This is a genomic window from Albidovulum aestuarii (assembly GCF_029961185.1).
In the GTDB taxonomy this organism is placed as follows: Bacteria; Pseudomonadota; Alphaproteobacteria; order Rhodobacterales; family Rhodobacteraceae; genus Albidovulum; species Albidovulum aestuarii.
The window spans coordinates 121277-140330 of the sequence record NZ_JASBQQ010000001.1; the positions used below are offsets into that span (position 1 = coordinate 121277).

21 protein-coding genes are annotated in these 19054 nt (G+C 62.2%); 6 read left to right on the forward strand and 15 right to left on the reverse strand.

Annotated features, from left to right (window positions below):
* Positions 1-59: 59 nt before the first annotated feature.
* The 12 genes from QKW60_RS00570 to QKW60_RS00625 all read right to left on the reverse strand — a co-directional run bounded on the left by QKW60_RS00570 (position 60) and on the right by QKW60_RS00625 (position 10943).
* On the reverse strand, positions 60-962 hold the full coding sequence (locus tag QKW60_RS00570) for an MBL fold metallo-hydrolase (protein ID WP_282365652.1): 903 nt from the start codon (positions 960-962) through the stop codon (positions 60-62).
* A gap of 63 nt (positions 963-1025) precedes the next feature.
* Positions 1026-2291, reverse strand: coding sequence for an NAD(P)/FAD-dependent oxidoreductase (locus QKW60_RS00575; protein ID WP_282365654.1), 1266 nt, complete (start codon positions 2289-2291; stop codon positions 1026-1028).
* A 15-nt stretch (positions 2292-2306) separates the two neighbouring features.
* On the reverse strand, positions 2307-3026 hold the full coding sequence (locus tag QKW60_RS00580; RefSeq protein ID WP_282365656.1) for a c-type cytochrome: 720 nt from the start codon (positions 3024-3026) through the stop codon (positions 2307-2309).
* A 2-nt stretch (positions 3027-3028) separates the two neighbouring features.
* Positions 3029-4108, reverse strand: coding sequence for a c-type cytochrome (locus QKW60_RS00585; protein ID WP_282365658.1), 1080 nt, complete (start codon positions 4106-4108; stop codon positions 3029-3031).
* Entirely contained in the window at positions 4092-5354 is a 1263-nt protein-coding gene (soxC, locus tag QKW60_RS00590) for a sulfite dehydrogenase (RefSeq protein WP_282365659.1), read from the reverse strand. The genes QKW60_RS00585 and soxC overlap by 17 nt, the downstream gene beginning before the upstream one ends.
* 108 nt (positions 5355-5462) lie before the next feature.
* Complete coding sequence (gene soxB / locus QKW60_RS00595; RefSeq protein ID WP_282365661.1) at positions 5463-7154, reverse strand: thiosulfohydrolase SoxB; 1692 nt, start codon at positions 7152-7154, stop codon at positions 5463-5465.
* A gap of 121 nt (positions 7155-7275) precedes the next feature.
* Positions 7276-8133 carry a sulfur oxidation c-type cytochrome SoxA gene (gene soxA / locus QKW60_RS00600; RefSeq protein ID WP_282365663.1) on the reverse strand — a complete coding sequence of 286 codons (858 nt, stop codon included), beginning with the start codon at positions 8131-8133 and terminating at the stop codon, positions 7276-7278.
* Between the two features lie 67 nt (positions 8134-8200).
* Positions 8201-8530, reverse strand: coding sequence for a thiosulfate oxidation carrier complex protein SoxZ (gene soxZ / locus QKW60_RS00605; protein ID WP_263738089.1), 330 nt, complete (start codon positions 8528-8530; stop codon positions 8201-8203).
* 18 nt (positions 8531-8548) lie between these two features.
* Positions 8549-8968, reverse strand: coding sequence for a thiosulfate oxidation carrier protein SoxY (soxY, locus tag QKW60_RS00610; protein ID WP_282365667.1), 420 nt, complete (start codon positions 8966-8968; stop codon positions 8549-8551).
* A 36-nt stretch (positions 8969-9004) separates the two neighbouring features.
* The gene (gene soxX / locus QKW60_RS00615; RefSeq protein WP_282365669.1) at positions 9005-9478 is read right to left on the reverse strand and encodes a sulfur oxidation c-type cytochrome SoxX; all 474 of its coding nucleotides are present in this window, start codon (positions 9476-9478) and stop codon (positions 9005-9007) included.
* 130 nt (positions 9479-9608) lie between these two features.
* A complete protein-coding gene (locus QKW60_RS00620; protein WP_282365671.1) occupies positions 9609-10184 on the reverse strand; it encodes a thioredoxin family protein in 576 nt (191 codons plus the stop codon).
* A 21-nt stretch (positions 10185-10205) separates the two neighbouring features.
* Positions 10206-10943: a cytochrome c biogenesis CcdA family protein gene (locus QKW60_RS00625; RefSeq protein WP_282366836.1), complete on the reverse strand. Its 738-nt coding sequence runs from the start codon at positions 10941-10943 to the stop codon at positions 10206-10208.
* Between the two features lie 74 nt (positions 10944-11017).
* On the opposite strand from QKW60_RS00625, the gene QKW60_RS00630 reads away from it, so the two are divergent.
* The 3 genes from QKW60_RS00630 (at position 11018) to QKW60_RS00640 (ending at position 12929) form a co-directional block, all read left to right on the forward strand.
* Positions 11018-11389: a hypothetical protein gene (locus tag QKW60_RS00630; RefSeq protein WP_282365673.1), complete on the forward strand. Its 372-nt coding sequence runs from the start codon at positions 11018-11020 to the stop codon at positions 11387-11389.
* A 153-nt stretch (positions 11390-11542) separates the two neighbouring features.
* Positions 11543-11857, forward strand: coding sequence for an ArsR/SmtB family transcription factor (locus QKW60_RS00635; RefSeq protein WP_282366837.1), 315 nt, complete (start codon positions 11543-11545; stop codon positions 11855-11857).
* Between the two features lie 25 nt (positions 11858-11882).
* Positions 11883-12929 carry a YeeE/YedE family protein gene (locus QKW60_RS00640; protein ID WP_282365674.1) on the forward strand — a complete coding sequence of 349 codons (1047 nt, stop codon included), beginning with the start codon at positions 11883-11885 and terminating at the stop codon, positions 12927-12929.
* A 28-nt stretch (positions 12930-12957) separates the two neighbouring features.
* On the opposite strand, the gene soxR is transcribed toward QKW60_RS00640, so the two are convergent.
* Together soxR and QKW60_RS00650 are read right to left on the reverse strand one after the other, a co-directional pair.
* The gene (gene soxR / locus QKW60_RS00645) at positions 12958-13422 is read right to left on the reverse strand and encodes a redox-sensitive transcriptional activator SoxR (RefSeq protein ID WP_282365675.1); all 465 of its coding nucleotides are present in this window, start codon (positions 13420-13422) and stop codon (positions 12958-12960) included.
* 62 nt (positions 13423-13484) lie between these two features.
* Complete coding sequence (locus QKW60_RS00650) at positions 13485-15296, reverse strand: ABC-F family ATP-binding cassette domain-containing protein (RefSeq protein WP_282365676.1); 1812 nt, start codon at positions 15294-15296, stop codon at positions 13485-13487.
* A 193-nt stretch (positions 15297-15489) separates the two neighbouring features.
* Between QKW60_RS00650 and QKW60_RS00655 the strand changes: the two genes are divergently transcribed.
* From QKW60_RS00655 to QKW60_RS00665, 3 genes are read left to right on the forward strand one after another with little or no spacing between them, the layout of a single operon-like run.
* Positions 15490-16182: a phosphatidylserine decarboxylase gene (locus QKW60_RS00655; RefSeq protein WP_282365677.1), complete on the forward strand. Its 693-nt coding sequence runs from the start codon at positions 15490-15492 to the stop codon at positions 16180-16182.
* A 2-nt stretch (positions 16183-16184) separates the two neighbouring features.
* Positions 16185-16958, forward strand: coding sequence for a CDP-diacylglycerol--serine O-phosphatidyltransferase (gene pssA / locus QKW60_RS00660; RefSeq protein WP_282365678.1), 774 nt, complete (start codon positions 16185-16187; stop codon positions 16956-16958).
* Positions 16959-16969: 11 nt separating this feature from the next.
* The gene (locus tag QKW60_RS00665; RefSeq protein WP_282365679.1) at positions 16970-17605 is read left to right on the forward strand and encodes a class I SAM-dependent methyltransferase; all 636 of its coding nucleotides are present in this window, start codon (positions 16970-16972) and stop codon (positions 17603-17605) included.
* A gap of 95 nt (positions 17606-17700) precedes the next feature.
* Here the strand turns inward: QKW60_RS00665 and tig are convergent, their stop codons facing one another.
* Positions 17701-19035, reverse strand: a complete 1335-nt coding sequence (gene tig, locus QKW60_RS00670; RefSeq protein WP_282365680.1) for a trigger factor — start codon at positions 19033-19035, stop codon at positions 17701-17703.
* Between the last annotated feature and the right edge of the window lie 19 nt (positions 19036-19054).

The following is a 19054-nucleotide window of genomic DNA, read 5'->3' on the forward strand; positions in this document are numbered from 1 at the left end:
GATGGACCCTCCTTTGCTAACATGCTCCGTCGCACGACGGCGGCCTTGCCGCGCCGCGGTCAGACCTCTTCCGTAAACCGGTAACCGGTATCGGTCTTCTCGGCCCGGCCGATACCGCCCCCCGGCAGATGATACCCTGAGATGATGAAGCCGTCTGCCGCAAGCCGGTCTAGAAGTGCGACACGCGTCTCGGCGGCCAGCGCTGTATCCTGATCGGAGCCCGACAGCCAGTCCGGCCGTTCGAACGCGACGTGATGGTTGGCGATGCAGTCGCCAAGCACCATCACGGGCGTCTGACCCGCAATCTCGAACGCCATGTGCCCCGGCGTATGGCCGGGTGTCAGCCGCGCGGCGATACCGGACAGCGGTTCCTCCCCGTCCACCAAAAGCCGCACACTGTCGGCGATGGCGCCAAGCCGCCGTGCCGCGCCGACCGCGAAGGTCGTCCGGGCCTCTCCGATGGTCGATACCGTGTCGGGATCGGTCCAGTAGGCGAACTCAGCCTCTCCGATCATGTATTCGGCATTGGCAAAGACCGGTTCGTCAAACTCGTCGAGAAGCCCCCAGATATGGTCGGGATGGGCGTGGGTGAAAAGCACATGCGTCACCTCATCCGGCGTCAGGTCCATCGCCTCCATCGCCTCGGAAAGCTTGCCGGCAGAAGCCTGAAAATCCGGCCCTGCCCCGACGTCGAACAGCACGGTGTTGGTGCCGTCGCGAAGAAGCGTGACGTTGCAGGGCGGCGTGACCTGATCGGCCGGAACGCCGTACCTGCCGAGGATCACCTTCAGCTCGTCCTGCGGCATGTCGCCGAACAGGAAGTTGCCCGGCAGCATGAGGTTGCCGTCCGACAGTGTGTCGATCCGGATGTCGCCGATGCTCAGCGTATTCGCGGCCCAGACCCGGAGCGGGGCAAATGGCGCGGCGGCTGCGGCAGTCAGAAGGGTGCGTCGGGTGAGCATTGAATGCCTTTCGAGGTGGGATGCGGGGCCCCATCAGAGGGGCCACCGCCGGTTGTCGTCAAGTTAGCCAAAGATGTCGGCGGTGATCCCCGCATACCAGCCGAGACTTTCCTCATAGGTCGCCTTGCGCAGGTCGGCATCCTCACCCGTCTGGCTGACAAAACTATCGACGGAAGCGATCTTTTCATCCGTCGCCTCATACGAGGCGCCGACCTTGACCCCGTCGTCGGTCTCGATCAACGACCAGCAGGTGTTGGAATACTTGGCCGGGAAGGCCTTCGATCCCGTGAGTTCCGAGCGGATGTTCATCGCCGCGACCTTGGCCTGGCTGTTGGCCGAGAAGCCCGACTTCGGCATATCCCCCTGCGCCGAGGCGTCGCCCATCACATAGACATTGGGATCGGCATGCGTCGCCATCGAATGCGGGTTCACGGGGGCCCAACCCTTGTCGTCGGTCACGCCCGCGGCCGCTGCAATTTCCCCCGCCCTTTGCGCCGGGATGACGTTGCACACATCGACCTTCTCGACCTCGCCGTCGATCACGACTTCCATCGTGTCGGGCCGCACCTCAACATTCGTCGCACCGAAATCCGGCCCGATCCGCTCGATCATGCCCGAATAATGCTTCTGCCAACCCTCTTCGAAGAGCCCCTGTTTTGAGAACTTCTCCTTCGGGTCGACCAGCAGGATCTTGGCGGTCGGGTTACGCTCTTTCAGAACATGGGCGACCATGCTGATCCGCTCGTAGGGACCGGGCGGGCAGCGGTAGGGATTGGGCGGTGCGATCATGCAGAAGGTGCCGCCTTCCGGCATCGCCTCCACCTGCGCTTTCAGCAGCTGCGTCTGGGGTCCGGCCTTGTAGGCATGGGGCATGATCTCGGCCTTCGAAAGATCCCAGCCGGGAACCGAGCCGTCGACGAAGTCGATACCCGGGGCGATCACCAGCCGGTCGTAGGACAATGTCTCGCCCCCTGCCAGCGTGACCGTCATCGCGTTGCGGTCGACGCCTGCGGCCATATCGCGGGCATGGGTGATGCCGTAGTCGCCGGTCAGCTTATCATAGCGGTGCGCGAGACTTTCGAAATCGCGGAAGCCGCCGATATAAAGGTTGGAGAAGAAGCAGGTGTAATAGACCTCGGCCGGTTCGACGAGCGTTACGTCGATGGCGCCGTCGCTATCCTTGGCGATGTAGCGCGCGCAGGTCGCCCCGCCAGCGCCGCCACCGATGACAACGACGCGCGGTTTGGTCTGGCCAAGCACGGCCGGCGCCGCGAGCACCGCCCCCGAGGCCGCAAGCGTTCCGATGAATCCGCGTCTGTTCAAAATCATGTCTTCTTCCTCCCTTTATTCCTCCAAAGTTCCGAAATAGGCGGCGAGCGCCGCGATCTCCTCCTCCGTCAAACGACCGGCCATCATCTGCATGACGGGGTGTGGTCTTAACTTTTGCTTGTAAGCATGCATAGCTAATACAAAATCTTCTTCTGGCCAGAGTGTGATCGCGGGGATACCCTCATCCGCGCCACTCGCCTGATGGCAGGTCTGGCATTCGCTTGCGAGGTATTCACCGAATTCCGGATCGCCCTTAAGCGCCAATACTTCCGGCGGCAGTTCTGGCAGGGTGCGGCGCGCGGTTGGCTCAGCCTCGGGAATGTCCCGGGGCTTGTCAGAAAAGTCGCGCAGGAAAGCCAGAAGGTCGGCGCGTTTGCCCGCATCCTTCAGCCCACGATAGGACATCCGCGTGCCAGATGCGAAGGTGCGCGGGTTTTCGATATAGGCATCCAGCGTTTCCAGCGTCCAGATCAGCCCGTCGCGCCCGGCACGCTCCAAACTGCGGGAATAGGGGAACGCCTCGATACTCGCCGCCTTTCGCCCGAAGATACCGTTCAGCTTTGGCCCGATCGCATCCTTCGCTTCGGGTCCGATCTGGTGGCAACCGGAACACTCGCCCCAAATCTCTGCACCCTTCCCGGCATCGCCGATCTCGGACGCAGACACCTGGGAACCGCCCCACGCCACCAGAAGCGCGAGGCCGAGGGCGAGGTGAATGTCCCCCCGCCCCGCCATCACTATCCGCCGAACGTGCCGAGATACGCGATCACGGCGTCGATTTCTTCAGCCTTTTTCAGACCCGCAAAGGACATCTTGGTACCCTTCATGTAGCCCTTCGGGTTGGCGAGGAATTCGGCCAGAGCCTCATGGCTCCAGACCAGCCCGCCCTCGGCCGCTGCCTGCATCGGTTTGGAGTATTTGAACCCGTCCACGGCGCCGGCGGCCTTTCCGACAATGCCGTTCAGTATCGGGCCGGTAGCATTCTTGGCCCCGTCACCGACCTTGTGGCACGCCTTGCACTTCTTGAAGACTTTCTCGCCCGCCTCAACCAGCGCCGGATCGGCGGCGGCGGTTTCCACGGCAGGCGCCTCCTCGGCAGCCTCGGCCGCAGGTTCCTCGGCCGGGGCCGCAACGTCACCCGCTGCCGCGAGTGTCAGGGGCGGCAGGGTTCCGGCGGGCTTGCCGTCCGGGTCCTCGGGCGTGACGTTCAGATCGACGGCGCGTTTCGTGACCTTCAGGTCGCCCGCGCAATCCGCCATGCAGGGTTCACCCATGAAGAGCGGGTATTCCGCCTCTGCCCTGTCGTCGGGCCGGAAACCGCCCTCATTCGGCAGCCTGATCTCGCTGAAATTCTCCTTCGACAGGACAAAGTCGTCTTCAACCAGCCCGTTGGAATAGAGAATGAACGCCGTGATGGCATAGGCCTCATCCGGCGTGACGGTTTGGGCCGCGCCAAAGGGCATCGAGCGGTGGATGTAATCCCATACGGTCGAGAGATAGGGCCAGTAGGAGCCAACCGTCTTGACCGGGCGGCGGTTGGTGAGGCTGTTCTGCCCGCCTGCCAGAACCGGCCAGTTGTCGATCCCCTCGGCAAAGTCGCCGTGGCAGGAGGCGCATTTCTCGGCAAAGACCTCATCGCCGGTGAAGACATCGCCCGAGCCTTCCGGCAGGCCGGTGCCGTCGGGTAGGACCGCGACGTCCCATGCCGCAACTTCCTCCGGCAGCGCCGGGCGGCCGAGGCCGATCTTTTCGGCCAGGACCGGGGTCGCGGCCGTGAGCGCGACGGTGCAGGCGAGGAGCTTAAGCGATTTCGACATTCTCGACCTCCCCGTCGGCGCGGACCCACCAAGTCTGGATGGAATTGTTGTGATAGACGTTGTTCAGGCCCCGGATTTCGCGAAGCTGGTCCTTTGTCGGCTGGACATAGCCGGTTTCATCCATGGCGCGGGACTGCAGCAGCAGCTCCGACCCGTCCCAGTCGATATCCAGATGGAAACGCGTCAGCGCCTTCGGCTTCACGTCGCCCGATAGCCGCGCGGTCTGCCAGTTCTTGCCACCGTCAATCGACACATCGACGCGGTCGATCTTGCCGTGACCCGACCATGCCAACCCGGTGATGACCAGCGGCCCCTTGCCGTGGCGGATCGGCGCCTGCGGCGAGGGCGAGGTGATGACCGACTTCGCATCCATCACCCAGGTCCATTTCCGGGCTGATCCATCGGCCATCAGGTCGGTGTATTTCGAAGTTTCCTCGCGGCTTTCGACGGCCTGATCGTAGACCCCGATCCGGCGCAGCCACTTGACCCACATATTGCCCTCGAAGCCCGGCACAACGAGGCGCACCGGATAGCCATGTTCCTTTCTCAACGCCTCACCATTGGCGAAGAAAGCGACAAGCACATCGTCCAGAGCCTTTTCCAGCGGCATGGATCGGCCATTGGAGGACGCATCCGCGCCCTCGGCATAAATCCATTTACCTTCAGGCTTTACACCGGCTTCTTCAAGCAACAGGCGCAGGGGTACGCCGGTATATTCCATGTTGTGGATCATGCCTTGCGTGAACTGGCAGCCCTCCAACTGCGCGCCGCCCCATTCCATGCCGCCATTCGCCGCGCATTCGCAGAATGCCGTCGTGACAGTGCGGGGGAAACGCATCAGGTCTTCGTAGGTGAAGACCATCGGCGTCTCGACAAGACCCGAGATCATCAGCCGGTAATCGCCCTTGCTGAGTTCGATCGCGCCCGAATGGTGCCGCTCAAAGGCGCAGCCCTGCGGGGTGATCGTGCCTTCCAGCGCGTGGATCGGCGTGAAGTTGATCGAGGAAACCGGGCTTTCGGTCAACCATTCGACATTGCGCCGCACAACATGGCTCTCGAACCGGATCGGCGTACCGTAAGGCGCCGCATCCACCGGGTCCCCGAAGGAGGACGCCCAGTCCTGCACTTCCGTGATCAGCGGATCGGCTTCCTGCGCCCGCCCCATTCCCGCTGCCAGTGCACCGGTCGCAAGACCTGCGCCCAGCACAGCCCGGCGGCTCGGGCCTTTCTTTTCGGTCTCAGCCATTGAAACCTCCTGTCGTCTTATGCTGCATGGTCATTTCCGTCCGGGACCGCACCTGCCGGTCCCCGCCCGGCAGGTGCGATCCAAAACCCGTGGTGGTGGCCACGTATCTCATGCCCCGGTCACCTGAACCGAGGTATTGGGGTCAACCGTCACGGTCCCCTGTTTCTTGATCCAGCCCTCGACGAGGTCCCAGATCGCCGGACCCTCGGTGCCCTCGTTGACGCTGGCCCAGCCTGCGACGACATAGGTCTTGGCCGGATCAACCGCCTCGCCGGTCTTCAGCATCGTCATGTTGGTGATGCGAGAGCCTTGCGGCTTTGACACGTCGATGTGGTAGCCCATGCCCCCCACGCGGACCATATCGCCGCCCTGCTGGTAATAGGGGTCGGGATTAAAGAGGTTGTCTGCCACATCCTCAAGGATCGTGTGCAGGGTCCCACCCGTCATCTCGCTGCGATAGGCGGCCGGGTAGGACATGGCGGTTGCGTTGTGCAGATCCTCGCGGGTGATGCTGTCGCCTGGCAGAAGCGACGGCCCCCAGCGGAAACCGGGTGAGAGCGCGATATCGGCCTGATGTTCGTCAATCAACGCGTTGCAGATCAGGTCGTCCCAGGTACCGTTGAAGTTACCGCGCCGGTAGAGGAGCGAGTCCGTCGTGCCCAGCACCTCTTCCAGTTCCGCCTTGAACGGTTCGCGCTCCGCATCGATCAGGCCAGCCACCTCGGCATCCGGCTCGATCACGTCCGAGAAGATCGGGATCAGCTTGTGGCGGAAGCCCAGCATCTGGCCGTTCTGGACATCGAGATCGACGCGGCTGATGAACTTGCCGTTGGAACCGGAGGCGATCATTAGCGTCTGGCCGACCATCACCGGTTCGGGCAGTGCATCATGGGTGTGGCCGGTCAGGATCACGTCAATCCCCTCGACATTGCCGGCCATCTTGCGGTCAACGTCGAAGCCGTTGTGGCTGAGGACGACGACCAGATCGGCACCCGCGTCGCGAACCTCCTGCACGACCTCGGCCATGCGCTCCTCGCGCACGCCGAAGGAGAGGTTCGGGAACATCCATTTCGGGTTGGCGATGGGAAGGTAGGGGAAAGCCTGTCCGATAACCGCGACCTGCGCGCCGCCAACCTCGAACATCTTGTAGGGCTCATAGGCCGGTTCGTCCCATTCGGCATCAAAGATATTCGCGCCAAGGAATGGGAAGTCGAGGCCCTCGACAATCTCGGTCACCCGGTCGATGCCCAGCGTGAACTCCCAATGCGAGGTCATCGCATCGGGCTTCAGCGCGTTCATTACATTGACCATATCCTGGCCCTTCGTGCGCTCTGCCGTCAGCGACCCCTGCCAAGTGTCGCCGCCATCGAGGAGCAGCGCATCGGGCCGCGCCGCGCGGATTGCCTTGATCACGGTCGCGCAGCGGTCGAGCCCGCCCATCCTTCCATAGCCCTTGGCCAGCCCCTCGAAATCCGGGTAGGTCAGCGCATAGGCGTGAGGAGAGCCGGTTTCGATATTGAAAAGCTTCAGGAAATCGGCTCCGGTGACATGCGGCGGCAAGCCGTTAACCTCGCCCACGCCAAGGTTGATCTCAGGCTCGCGGAACCAGATCGGCTTCATCTGAGCATGGATGTCGGTGATGTGGATGAGAGTCACGTTGCCGTAATCCTCAAACTCCAGAAGCTTGTCCTGCGTCAGCGCCTGTTGCGCGGCCAGCCGCCCCCAGTTGCCCACGCCCGACGCGCCCCAGAGCGCTGAGGCCGCGACCGTTGCCTGTAGAAAATCCCGCCGGGAAATCATCGCCTGTCGTTCCTTGTCGTTCGGCAATACACGACCGCTCGCGCGAAACGCACGTCCGGCCTTTGCCGTAGTGAAAATGGACTAACGAATAGACCGGGCGGCGAACCGCCCGGCCCTGCCACTAGTTACGTACCGACGGCCCTTCGACCGACAGTCCGTTGCCACGCGAAGCGACGTACAGCTCCAGCGCGATGAACTCGGGCGACCCCGGCTTGAACGTCTCCGCGCGCGTGTCACGGATGCAGCCCTTGAAGCGGTTGTGGATCGACGAAAGCTTAGCGTCCTTCAGCCGGTAGACCGGGAAGCCGTTGATCTGGCCCTGGCTCAGGTGGTCGGCGCGGATGTAGTTGCCGTAGTTGTCCTCGTGACAGTTGGAGCAGGACAACTCAAGCTGGCCATAGCGGGTGTAGTACATCTCCTTGCCTTGTTCCCAGTACGGGGCGGCAGGTCCGTCGATGGCGACATTCATGGGCATACCGCGCGAAACGGAAGAGATGAGCGCTGTCATATTGACCATGTCGGCGCTGTCCCAGTCCCAGGCTTCGGCGCCCATGCGCTCCGTCCGGCACTGGTTGATGTACATCTCCATCGTGTACATCTCGCCCTTTTCTTCGTTGAACTTCGGCATGACCGCGCGAACGCCCGCCATGCTCTCCGCGCCTTCGTGACAGGACGCGCACGCCTTGCCCTCCGTGCCGTCGGCCGTATCCCAAACGCCCATGGCTGCCTCGACACCCAGCATACCGGGGTTGTCGAAATCGTCAGCCTGCATCACGCGCGTATCATCCTCGCGGAAATGCCAGCCCGAGTACTGCTCCGACAGGCCCTCGATGTAGTCAGGCGCTTTTTCGGTATGAGTAATCATGTTGATCTCGCCATTGACGACAAGCGTGTCATCTGCGGGATCGGCGGTTGCGGAGAGCCCCGTGAGCGTCAGAGCCGCAAGGGCGCAGCCGCCGGCGAGTAGTCTCATGTTCATGCGTTATCCTCCCTGAGTATCCACCGCCGATCACACCGGCAGCGGCCCTGTCCTCATCCCGTTCGCGTCAGGCAACTTCGATCGGCTTCGTATCCTCGTAGACCGAGCCGTCGTCGTCGTACCAGGTGAACTTGAACTCGCCCGTGGCATCAACCTTGGCCGAAAACTCAATATAGGGGTTCGTCGAAATCGCCGGTTCGAGCGTCACGTCAACGACGTTCTGGCCGTTGAAGTCGCAGGTAAACCGATTGATGATCGAGCGCGGTATCAGATTGCCGTCGCTGTCCTTGCGCTGGCCGCTTTCCATCGGGTGGCTGATCAGGGTCTTGATCGTCACCACCTCACCGGCAGCGGCAGAGCTCGGAACCTTCACGCGGGGTTTTACGTCTTTTGCCATCTTGTTCTCTCCCTGACCTCAGCCGCCGCAGCCGCCGATGGTGACCTTGACCGTAGACGTTGCCTGCACGACCGAACCATCCGCCATCTTGGCAAGTGCGACCACATCCTGCGTCTTGGCCAGACGGATGCGGGTCGAGGCGGCCTGAGATCCGGCAGCCGGACCGAAGTTGAAGGTTGCGACCGGTGGCGTCGGGTTGCCGGTGGCTAGGATCATGATGGACACGGCCCCCGGCGCATCGACGCCGATAGGCACTGTATTGCCGTTCTCGGCGATCTCCGGCGCGGTCAGCGTGAGGCCGCCCGAACCGATCTCTGCGCCGCCGGAGAACTCTGCAATCAGTTCCTCGACCGTCGCGGCGAACGCAGGCATCGGCAGCGTTGCGGCAGCCAGGCCGCCGAAGCCGATCGCGAGCGCGTCTCGTCTTGTTATCGTCATTGGTTGCTCCTTATCCTCTGTGTCCGACCTGCCCGCTCATTCCTTGAGCGTCATCAGGTAGGCCACCACATCTTCGATCTGCTGGGCCGTCAGAAGCGGCGGCAATTCGCCTTCAAAGGCCTTTCCGGTAAAGGCATCGCCCTGCCGGATATAGGGGCCGACCTTGTAGAACGACGGCATGATCGTGCCATCAAAGGTCATCTTCGCGTCCGACACGATGCCGCGAAGCTGGGCTTCTTCCCAGCGATCCCCGGCACCGTCCAGCGACGGACCAACATTGCCCTGGAACGCGACATCCGGCATCGCCGAAACGGCGTGACAGGCAACGCAGTTGCCCAACCCGCGGTTTGACATGACGTTTGCGCCTTCGTCCGGGTTGCCCGGCATTCCCGTCAGAGATTGGGCCACTGCCCCTTCTTCGTAGGCCACCGCGACCGGTGCGGTTTCGGCCATAGCGGCCGTCCCGACGATCACCGGCAGGACCATGCCTATGAGTATCTGGCGCTTCATCAAAGTCCTCCCTGTTCTCTCCCGAGTCGGACACTACCTGAGGCATGCTGTCGCATGCAACATAAAATTCATTTGCTTGAATATATGAATTCGAGAAAATGCCGATCCAGCCGGTTCCGTACGATTGCGCTTAGTTAGATGAGTTCTCCTTCCAGCGATCGGCGACATATTTCTGGAAGTTTTCACCTGACTCGTAGCCGTGATCCCTCACCCAGGTAAGCAGCGCGCTCGTGGTGCCTTTTTCGAATGCGCCGGGCATCATGACCACCGCCGCCTCGGACACTGTCTTTCCTTCCGGAACCTCTTCGGGAAGAAAGATCATCGTCGGGGTGAACATGACGCCCCACTTCATCGCCATGTCCTTTTCGGCCCGGACGTCGCCATCGAAGTCTGTGAACTCGACGTCGCCAAACAGGTTCATCTGAACGACGAAATAATTCTCTCGGATGAGTGTATCGATCTCGGGGACCGGAAAGACCGTTTCGTACATCTTGGTGCAGTAGGCACAGCCGCGCTGTTCCACGATGATCATAAGGCGCTTGCCCTCGGCATTTGCCTCGGCAAGGTCCTCACGCATGTCTTTGAATGTTTCACGCAGCCAGGTCGGCTTGTGCAGCCCGTCATCGCCGAGGGGCGCCACCTCTGCCGCCCTGACCGGAACGGTGAGCGATAGGACGAGACATGCAGCGGCAAACAAGCGGTTCATTTGTTTTCCTCCCTCAGATGTTCAGATGAATTTCGTCGTCCAGGGCATATGTTCGATCATGAACTGGGCAATTGCGTTGACCGATCCGGTGGCGATCAGGATGGCAAAGGCGATCAGCATGACGCCCATGATCTTCTCGACATGGCCAAGATAGCGGCGGCTACGGTTCATCCAGGCGAGGAACGGCTTGGCAAAGACCGCCGCCAGAACGAAGGGCGCGGTCATACCCACGCCATAGACGAACAGAAGCACCGCGCCGCGCCAGATCGTATCGAGTCCCGAAGCCACCATGAGAATCGCCGCCAGCGCGGGTCCAACACAGGGCGTCCAGCCAAAGCCAAACGCGAGACCCATTACGTAGGCGCCAAGCATGGTTGACGGCTCAACTTTGGCCTCGATCCGTGCCTCACGGTAAAAGAACGGTATGCGCAGGATACCGAGGAAGTGCAGACCGAAGAGAAACAGGATGCCAGCCGCAACATAAGACAGCGGCCTCAGCCATTCCCGGAACACCTGCCCAAGCGCGGTTGCGCCCATACCCAGAAGGACGAAGATCGTCGTGACGCCAAAAGCGAAGGCGATGGCCGACAGAATCAGTCGCCGTTGCGCGCCGGGTGCGATCGTCGCATCCGACCGCAGCTCGGCCATGGAAATGCCTGCCATGTAGCACAGGTAGAATGGCACCATCGGAAGGATACAGGGCGACAGGAACGAGAGGATACCAGCCAGCAGGGCACCGCCGAATGTCGGATCGATCAGCACGGGAACCCTCGCCTTGCCGGTAACAGAAAAACATATTACGATTTTTATATGTAAAGCCGAAGGCGTCAACCATGCGTATCGCCCTGATACCGTTTCTGGCCGCTCTGCTGGCCGCATCTCCGGCCATGGCGGACCTGCGCCTGCTCATGGTCGAGCAGGACGGATGCGCCTATTGTGCCGAATGGGACCGGGTCATCGCGCCGATCTATCCGAAAACCCCAGAGGGGCAGACAGCGCCGTTGGAGCGCGTGCATTTACGCGGCCCCTACCCTTCAGATGTTGAGATTGGTCCCCGACCTGTCTTCACCCCGACCTTTATCCTGATTGCAGACGGCCGTGAGGTTGGCCGTATCGACGGCTATCCGGGCGAGGATTTCTTCTGGGGGCTACTGGGGCAGATGATGGAGAACACGGGCCAGTTCGAACGGAAGGACTCAGAATGAGGAAGCCTTTGGTTATTCTGACATGCATGGCCGCGCCTGTCGGTGATGCCGTTTGGTTGACCGACGATGTGACTTCGGGTCCACCGCGTTCGGGTTTAGCAGGTGGCCTTGCCTTCTGACCGGGAACCGCTCACCGGCCCGAAAGCCGGTGACATGGGCTGCGGGCCGACGCTCGCGGACGATCTAGGTCCGCGCGCCGACGCGGCCGCCAATTTCCTCAAGGCACTCGCACATGAGGGGCGGCTGACCATACTCTGCCATCTGCTCGACGGTGAAAAGTCGGTGACAGAGCTTGAAACGCTCCTGGCCTCGCGTCAGGCTGCGGTCAGCCAGCAATTGGCGCGGCTCAGGCTGGAGGGGCTCGTCCGTCCCCGGCGCGATGGAAAGGTGATATACTATTCGCTGAATGATCAGCGGACGGAACGCGTACTTGGGCTTCTGAACGACCTGTTCTGTCAGGACCCTTGAAATAAGTCTCGGGGAGGAGACAGGAATGGAGACGTTACCACCGGGCGTTCTGGCGGCCCTTGTCGGCCTCAGCGCGGGCGCGATTCTCGGCCTTGCGGCACGGCTTGGCGATTTCTGCACGCTTGGCGCGCTGGAAAGCGCGGCTTACGGCGCCGACCAGCGGCGGCTACGGCTTTGGGGAATCGTCCTTGGCGTGGCGATCATCGGTACCTTTCTGGCCGAGGCGGCGGGTCTCGCCGCGCCGACCGAGACCTTCTATCACACAATCGGCTGGACCCCCTTTGCTTCGATCCTTGGTGGGCTGGTTTTCGGATACGGCATGGCGATGGCCGGGAATTGCGGTTTCGGGGCTTTGGTGCGGTTTGGCGGCGGCGATTTGCGGTCGCTTGTCGTTGTCGTGGTGATCGGGATATTCGCCTTCGTCACCCTATCGGGTCCCCTTGCCCCGTTGCGGGCCGCGATCTTTCCGCAAAACGATGCCACGGCGACGCAGGGTATCGCGCATTGGCTGGCGGCCCGGACCGGCCTGCCGCCCTTGATCTTCGCATTTGTCGTCGGTCTGGCCGCGTTGTCTTGGGCCCTCGTCCATGCGCCGCTTCGCCAAAAACCGGCGATGATCGCCTGGGGGGTGGCCGCGGGCCTGGCGGTCGTCTGGTGTTTTGTCGGCACAACCTGGCTATGGCACGAGAGCTTTGGTGAGATCGGGGTAGAAGGACCGTCTTTCACCGCGCCCCTCGGCCGTACCATCATATTCTTCATGACCTCGACCGCGGGCGGCATCAGCTTTTCGGTCGGCATGGTCGCGGGCGTCCTCGGCGGCGCTTTCGCGGGGTCCACAATCCGGGGACTTTTCCGATGGGAGGCTTGTGAGGACCCACGCGAACTTGGCCGTCAGGTCTCGGGCGCGGCGCTGATGGGAATCGGCGGCACCCTGGCGCTCGGATGCTCAGTTGGCCAAGGTGTGACCGCGATGGCGACCCTCGCCATCTCCGCCCCTGTAACACTGGCGGCAATCGCCGTGGGGGGGCTGTTCGGGCTCCGGCAACTCATCGGCGGCTTTCAACCCGACTAGTGGTCAGGCCAGCACCAAATATAGGCAATCAACCGCGTGGCCGTTCGCCCATCAGGTAACGGGGACCGGCGCCTTTGAGCCCGGCCTCGTCGTCGGGGTTATAGAGAGTGCAGCGTTCAAGCGAGAGACAACCGCAACCGATGCATCCGTCCAGCCGGTCGCGGAAATCCTGCATGAGGGCAATCCGCGCATCGAGCTCTGTCCGAAACCTGCTCGCCAACCTCTCCCAGTCGCGCACGTTTGGCGCGCGTCCCTCGGGCAGTTCCGCCAGTCGCGTGGCAATCTCGGCGATCGTGTAGCCAAGCTGCTGGGCGATCATCACGAAGGAAAGCCGCCTTATGTCTGAACGGGCAAACCGTCTCTGCCCCCCGGCATTGCGGCCCGGCCGAACCAGCCCGCGCTCCTCGTAAAACCGGATCGCCGACACCGAAAGCCCGGTTCTTTGCGACAATGCGCCTATCGTCAGTTCCCGCTCCACTTCGCCTCCGATCATCCGCCTGACCTCAAGTTTAGTTGAGGAATAGTCGGAAGCAACAAGCGAAGGGCCAAAGCGGCTTACGATCCGGCTTTTTCCTCAAGCATCAGCCATTCCTCCTCGGCTGCGGCAAGGGCAGCCTGACGTTCGGAAAGCCCTTCCGATGCGCGGCGGAACTTATCTGGCGACTTGTGGAAAAGGTCCGGGTCCGACAGGAAATCCGACAGTTTGCCAATCTCTGCCTCCAGCCGCTCGATGATACCGGGTAAGGCATCCAGCCGGTGCTTTTCGGTGAAGGTGAGACCCTGCGATGCCTTCTGCGGCTTGGTCGCGGCGGGCGCGACGGGCTTCGCAATCTTGGGCGGCTTCGGCGCGGTCGAGACCTCTCCCCGCTGCGCCTGATAGTCCGTCCAGCCACCCGCATAGGCAATGGCGCCCCCCTCGCCTTCCATCGCGATGGTGGTCGTCGCCACCCGGTCGATGAAGTCGCGGTCATGGCTGACCAGCAGGACCGTGCCATCATAGTCGCCGAGGATGTCCTGCAAGAGGTCAAGCGTCTCGACATCCAGATCGTTGGTCGGTTCGTCCAGAACAAGCAGGTTCGACGGTTTCGCCATGATCCGCGCCAGCAGGAGCCGCGCGCGCTCGCCGCCGGAAAGCGACCCGATAGGTGCTCGCGCCTGCGCCTCGTCGAAAAGGAAATCTTTCAGATAGGCGACGACATGTTTCGGCGTTCCGCGCACCATGACCTGATCCGACCGGCCCGAGACCGCCATATCGGGGTCGTTCACCAGCCCGTCCCAAAGTGTCATGTTCAGATCGAGCGTGGCTCGCGCCTGATCGAACACCGCCATTTCCAGCTTCGTGCCATGGTGAACGCTGCCACTGTCCGGCGCGACCTCGCCGGTCAGCATCTTCAGAAGCGTCGTCTTGCCTACGCCGTTCGGGCCGACAAAGGCGACGCGATCGCCGCGCAAAACCTTCAGATCAAACAGCTTCAGGATCACCTTTTCACCGAAAACCTTTGAAATTCCTTTCGCTTCGATCACCAGCTTGCCCGAGGTCTGGCCACTCTCCAAAGCCAGATCGGCCGTGCCCTGCCGCCGGATCATCGCCGCGCGTTCGGCCCGCATCGCCTGAAGCGCCCTGAGCCGCCCCTGATTGCGCTTGCGCCGGGCCGAAATACCCTCCACCGCCCAGCGTCCCTCGGACTTGATCCGGCGTTCCAGCTTGTGGCGGGCAAGGTCTTCCTCGGCCCAGACCGTCTCGCGCCAGTCCTCGAACGCCTCAAAGCCCCTCTCGCTGCGCCGCACCTCGCCCCGGTCGATCCAGAGCGTGGCCTTCGTCAGTGCACGCAGGAAGGCACGGTCATGGCTGATAATGACATAGGCGGCGCGGGTTTCCTTAAGCTCGGCTTCCAGCCAGCCGATGGCCTGAATGTCGAGATGGTTCGTGGGCTCATCCAGCAGCATCAGCTCCGGCGCCTCGGCCAGCAGCTTGGCAAGCGCCGCACGGCGCCGTTCACCGCCCGAGGCGGCTGAGACCTTCGTCGCCGGATCGAATTTCAGACCTTCGGCGACGACGTCGACTTTGTAAGCCTCGGTCTCCGGCAGGCCCGACGCGGCGAAGTCGCCGAGCGTTTCAAAGGCCGAAAGGTCCGGTTCCTGCTCCATATACCCAACGGTCACGCCCGGCGGCACGACGCGGGACCCGGCATCGGCCTCCACCAGCCCCGCCATCACCTTCATCAGGGTCGATTTCCCCGATCCGTTGCGGCCGACCAAAGCGACCCGGTCGCCCGGCTGAACGGTCAGGTCGAGCCCGTCGAAAACGGGGTTCCCACCGAAAGTCAGCGAGATACCGGAGAGCTGAAGAAGCGGAGCGCGTGCCATGGCCGCCCAGCTACCCGGCCCGATGCGCGGCGTCAACGGCTCCCGGCGACACATCGCGGTCTCGCCAGTACCGTCGGTAATGCGGAGCAGTTACACTGCGCAGATCCTTGCCTCCGGGGATGTCCGCAGTTGCGAAACCGCGTCAATCCTTGCAAAAGGGGCGCGCAGATCCGGAAAGGAATCGATCCCGCCCATGACCATGCTTTCGACCTTCATCAAGCCGATGCATCGGGAAGGATACCGCTTCGTCGGTATCTTCACGGCGGTCACTCTGGTTCTGTTCCTGATCTGGCAGCCGCTTGGCTGGATCGGCGTGGGCCTTACGGTCTGGTGTTATTACTTCTTCCGCGACCCGAACCGCGTGACACCAGTGCGCGAAGGGCTGATCATCTCGCCCGCCGATGGCGTCGTGCAGATGATCGGCAGGTTCGCCCCTCCCGAGGAACTGGGACTGGGCACCGAACCGATGACGCGCGTCGCGGTGTTCATGAATGTTTTCAACTGCCATGTGAACCGCGCCCCCATCGCAGGCCGCATCGAGAAGATCGCCTATCGGCCGGGGAAGTTCCTCAATGCCTCGCTCGACAAGGCAAGCGTGGACAACGAAAGAAACGGCCTCACGATCCGGATGGAGGATGGCCGCGCCATCGGCGTGGTGCAGATCGCGGGCCTCGTCGCCCGCCGCATCGTCTGCGAGGTGCAGGAAGGTCAGGCCATCGGCACCGGCGAACGCTTCGGCATGATCCGGTTCGGCTCGCGCCTCGACATCTACCTGCCGGAAGGTGTCTCGCCGCTCGTCGCGGTGGGCCAGTCGACCATTGCGGGTGAAACGGTGCTGGCCGATCTGGTCAGCGATGAACCTGCACGCGCCGGGGCGGGGCGGTAGGCATGAACGATCAGCCGCGCCACGACCGCGACTCTGACACCCAGCCCTTCTTGGCGCTGGTGCCCAACATGGTGACGATGATCGGGCTCTGCGCCGGGCTGACCGCGATCCGCTTCGTGCTGGCAGGCAATTTCGAGATGGCCGTAGGGCTGATCATCTTCTCGGCCGTGATCGACGGGCTCGACGGGCTTCTCGCACGGCGCCTGAAAGCGACAAGCGATATCGGCGCGCAGCTTGATTCCCTGTCCGATTTCCTGAATTTCGGCGTGGCGCCGGGGCTGCTGGTCTACCAATTTGCGCTGGCCAACAGCGAACGAATGGGAAGCTGGGTTGTCGTTCTGCTTTACGCAAGCTGCACCTGCCTGCGGCTGGCCCGATTCAACGTCGCCCAAAATCAGGCGGTCACGACCGGGATCAAACCGCCCGCGCATTTCGTGGGCGTTCCGGCGCCTGCGGGCGCGATGATGGCGCTGATGCCGGTCTTTCTCGCTTTCGAGACCGGGCTTGACCCGGCGAAGTACCCGTTCCTGACGGGGTTCTACCTAGGTGTGGTCGGCCTCCTGATGGTCAGCCGCCTGCCCACCTTTTCACCGAAGTCACTGCGCGTTCCAAAAGAGCGGACGAGCCTGATCCTGATCGCTCTGGCACTGATTATCGGTGTACTGCTAACCCGGTTCTGGCTGTCACTGATCCTGCTCGGACTGATCTACGTTCTTTCCCTTATCTTTTCATTTTACAAAGTTCTCGCGGCCCGCCGCCGCGGCCCGGCCGACTGAAAGGAACCACGTTGGAGCTCGCCGCAGTGAAGACCAGTTACAAGTACTGGGCCCCGATCTACGATTACACATTCGGTCTGATCACGCGGCCCGGCCGGCGGCGGATGGTCGACTACATCAACAGCCGTTCGGGCCGGGTGCTGGAAATTGGCGTCGGCACGGGCCTGTCGCTTGACCGCTATCACACGCATCTGGATATCACTGGCATCGACGTGTCTCCCGACATGCTCGACAAGGCGCGTGAAAAGGTCGCCGAGAAGGGTCTGACCCATGTCACCCGCATTTCCGAGATGGACGCGCGCACGCTGGCATTCCCGGACGATCATTTCGACACGGTAGTGGCCATGTATCTGGTTTCGGTGGTGCCGGAACCGGAACGCGTGCTTGCCGAAATGGCACGGGTCTGCAAACCAGGTGGCGAGGTTCTGATCGTCAATCATTTCGCCCGCGAAACGGGGCTGCTCGCCGCGCTGGAAAGGCTTTTCGCGCCGCTGGCCAATATCATCGGCTGGCATTCGGATTTCGCGATGGAGCGGGTTTTAGGCGAGCGGGCACTGGAAACGGTCGGCATCCAGAATGTCGCCCCCTTCGGCATGTTCACCTTCCTCCGCCAGCGCAAGCGCGCGGCAGACGCAGCGGCAGCCTGAAGCAGGGGCTGAACGCGCCCTTCTCCGACGTGATTCACAAATGAAAAGGCCGCGCTTGCTGCGCGGCCTTTCGAGTCTATCAATGTCGGTTCGGATCAGAGCTCGTCGAGCGCCTCGACAGCCTTTTGCAACTTGTCCTTCGACACTTCCTTCTCGGTCACCTTGGCGCCCGCGACGACCAGATCGACGACCTTGTCTTCGAAGATCGGCGCGCGCAGCTGCTGTTGCATCTGCGGATTCTTCTGAACGAATTCAAAGAACGCGCGTTCCTGTCCCGGATACTGACGGGCCTGCATCATCACCGCCTGCGTCATCTCGCTGTCGGTGACCTCGACATTTTCCTTGCGTCCGATCTCAGCCAGCAGGAGGCCAAGACGCACCCGACGCTCGGCCAGCGACTTGTGCTCGTCCGTCGGCTCGATCGCACCGTGGTCGTGGCCGTGATGGTCGGGGTTCTCGTCATGCCAGAGCTGGTGGGCGATCTGACCGGCCTCGGCCTCGACGAGGCTCGGCGGCAGGTCGAACTTCACCAACTTGTCGAGCTGGTCGAGAAGCGCACGCTTCATCACCTGACGCGAGGCGCCGACATATTCCGCTTCCAGACGCTCCGTGATCTGACCCTTCAGGGCCTCAAGGCTTTCGGCCCCGAACTGCTTGGCAAGCTCATCGTCGATCTCGGCGGGCTTCGCGCCCTTCACGGCCTTTACGGTGCAGTCAAAGACGGCTTCTTTGCCCGCCAGATGCTTCGCGCCGTATTCCGCCGGGAAGGACACCTTGACGGCCACTTCGTCACCGGCCTTGGCGCCAACAAGCTGTTCCTCGAAGCCCGGAATGAAAGAGCCGGAGCCAAGCTCCAGCGGGTAATCCTCGCCTGCGCCACCTTCAAAGGCCTCGCCGTCGATCTTGCCCACGAAGTCGATCACGACCTGATCGCCGTCCTTGGCCTTGGTGCCCTTCTTCTTGTCCTCGAAGTTCTTCGCGGACTTCGCAAGGTTCTCCAGCGCCTCGGTCACGGCCTTTTCGTCGGCCTTCACCACGAGCTTTTCCAGCTTGACCTTGGATACGTCGACTTCCGGGATCTCGGGCAGCGCCTCATAGGACATCTCGACGACGACATCGTCGCCCTCTTTCCAGTTTTCGCCGCCCTGCATCTCGACCTTCGGCTGCAAAGCCGGGCGATCGCCGGTCGTGTCGAAATGCGATTTCATCGCACCGTCGATCGCGTCCTGCATCGCATCGCCAAGAATACGCGGCCCGAACTGCTTTTTCAGCAGCGCCATCGGCACCTTTCCCTTGCGGAAGCCCTTCATCTCGACATCCGGCTGCGCCTCGATGAGCTTTTCATTGACCTTCGCGTCAAGATCGGCGGCCGGCACGGTGATCGTGTAGCTGCGCTTGAGGCCGTCTTTCAGGGTCTCGGTGACCTGCATTCCTTCGTCCTTTTATCCA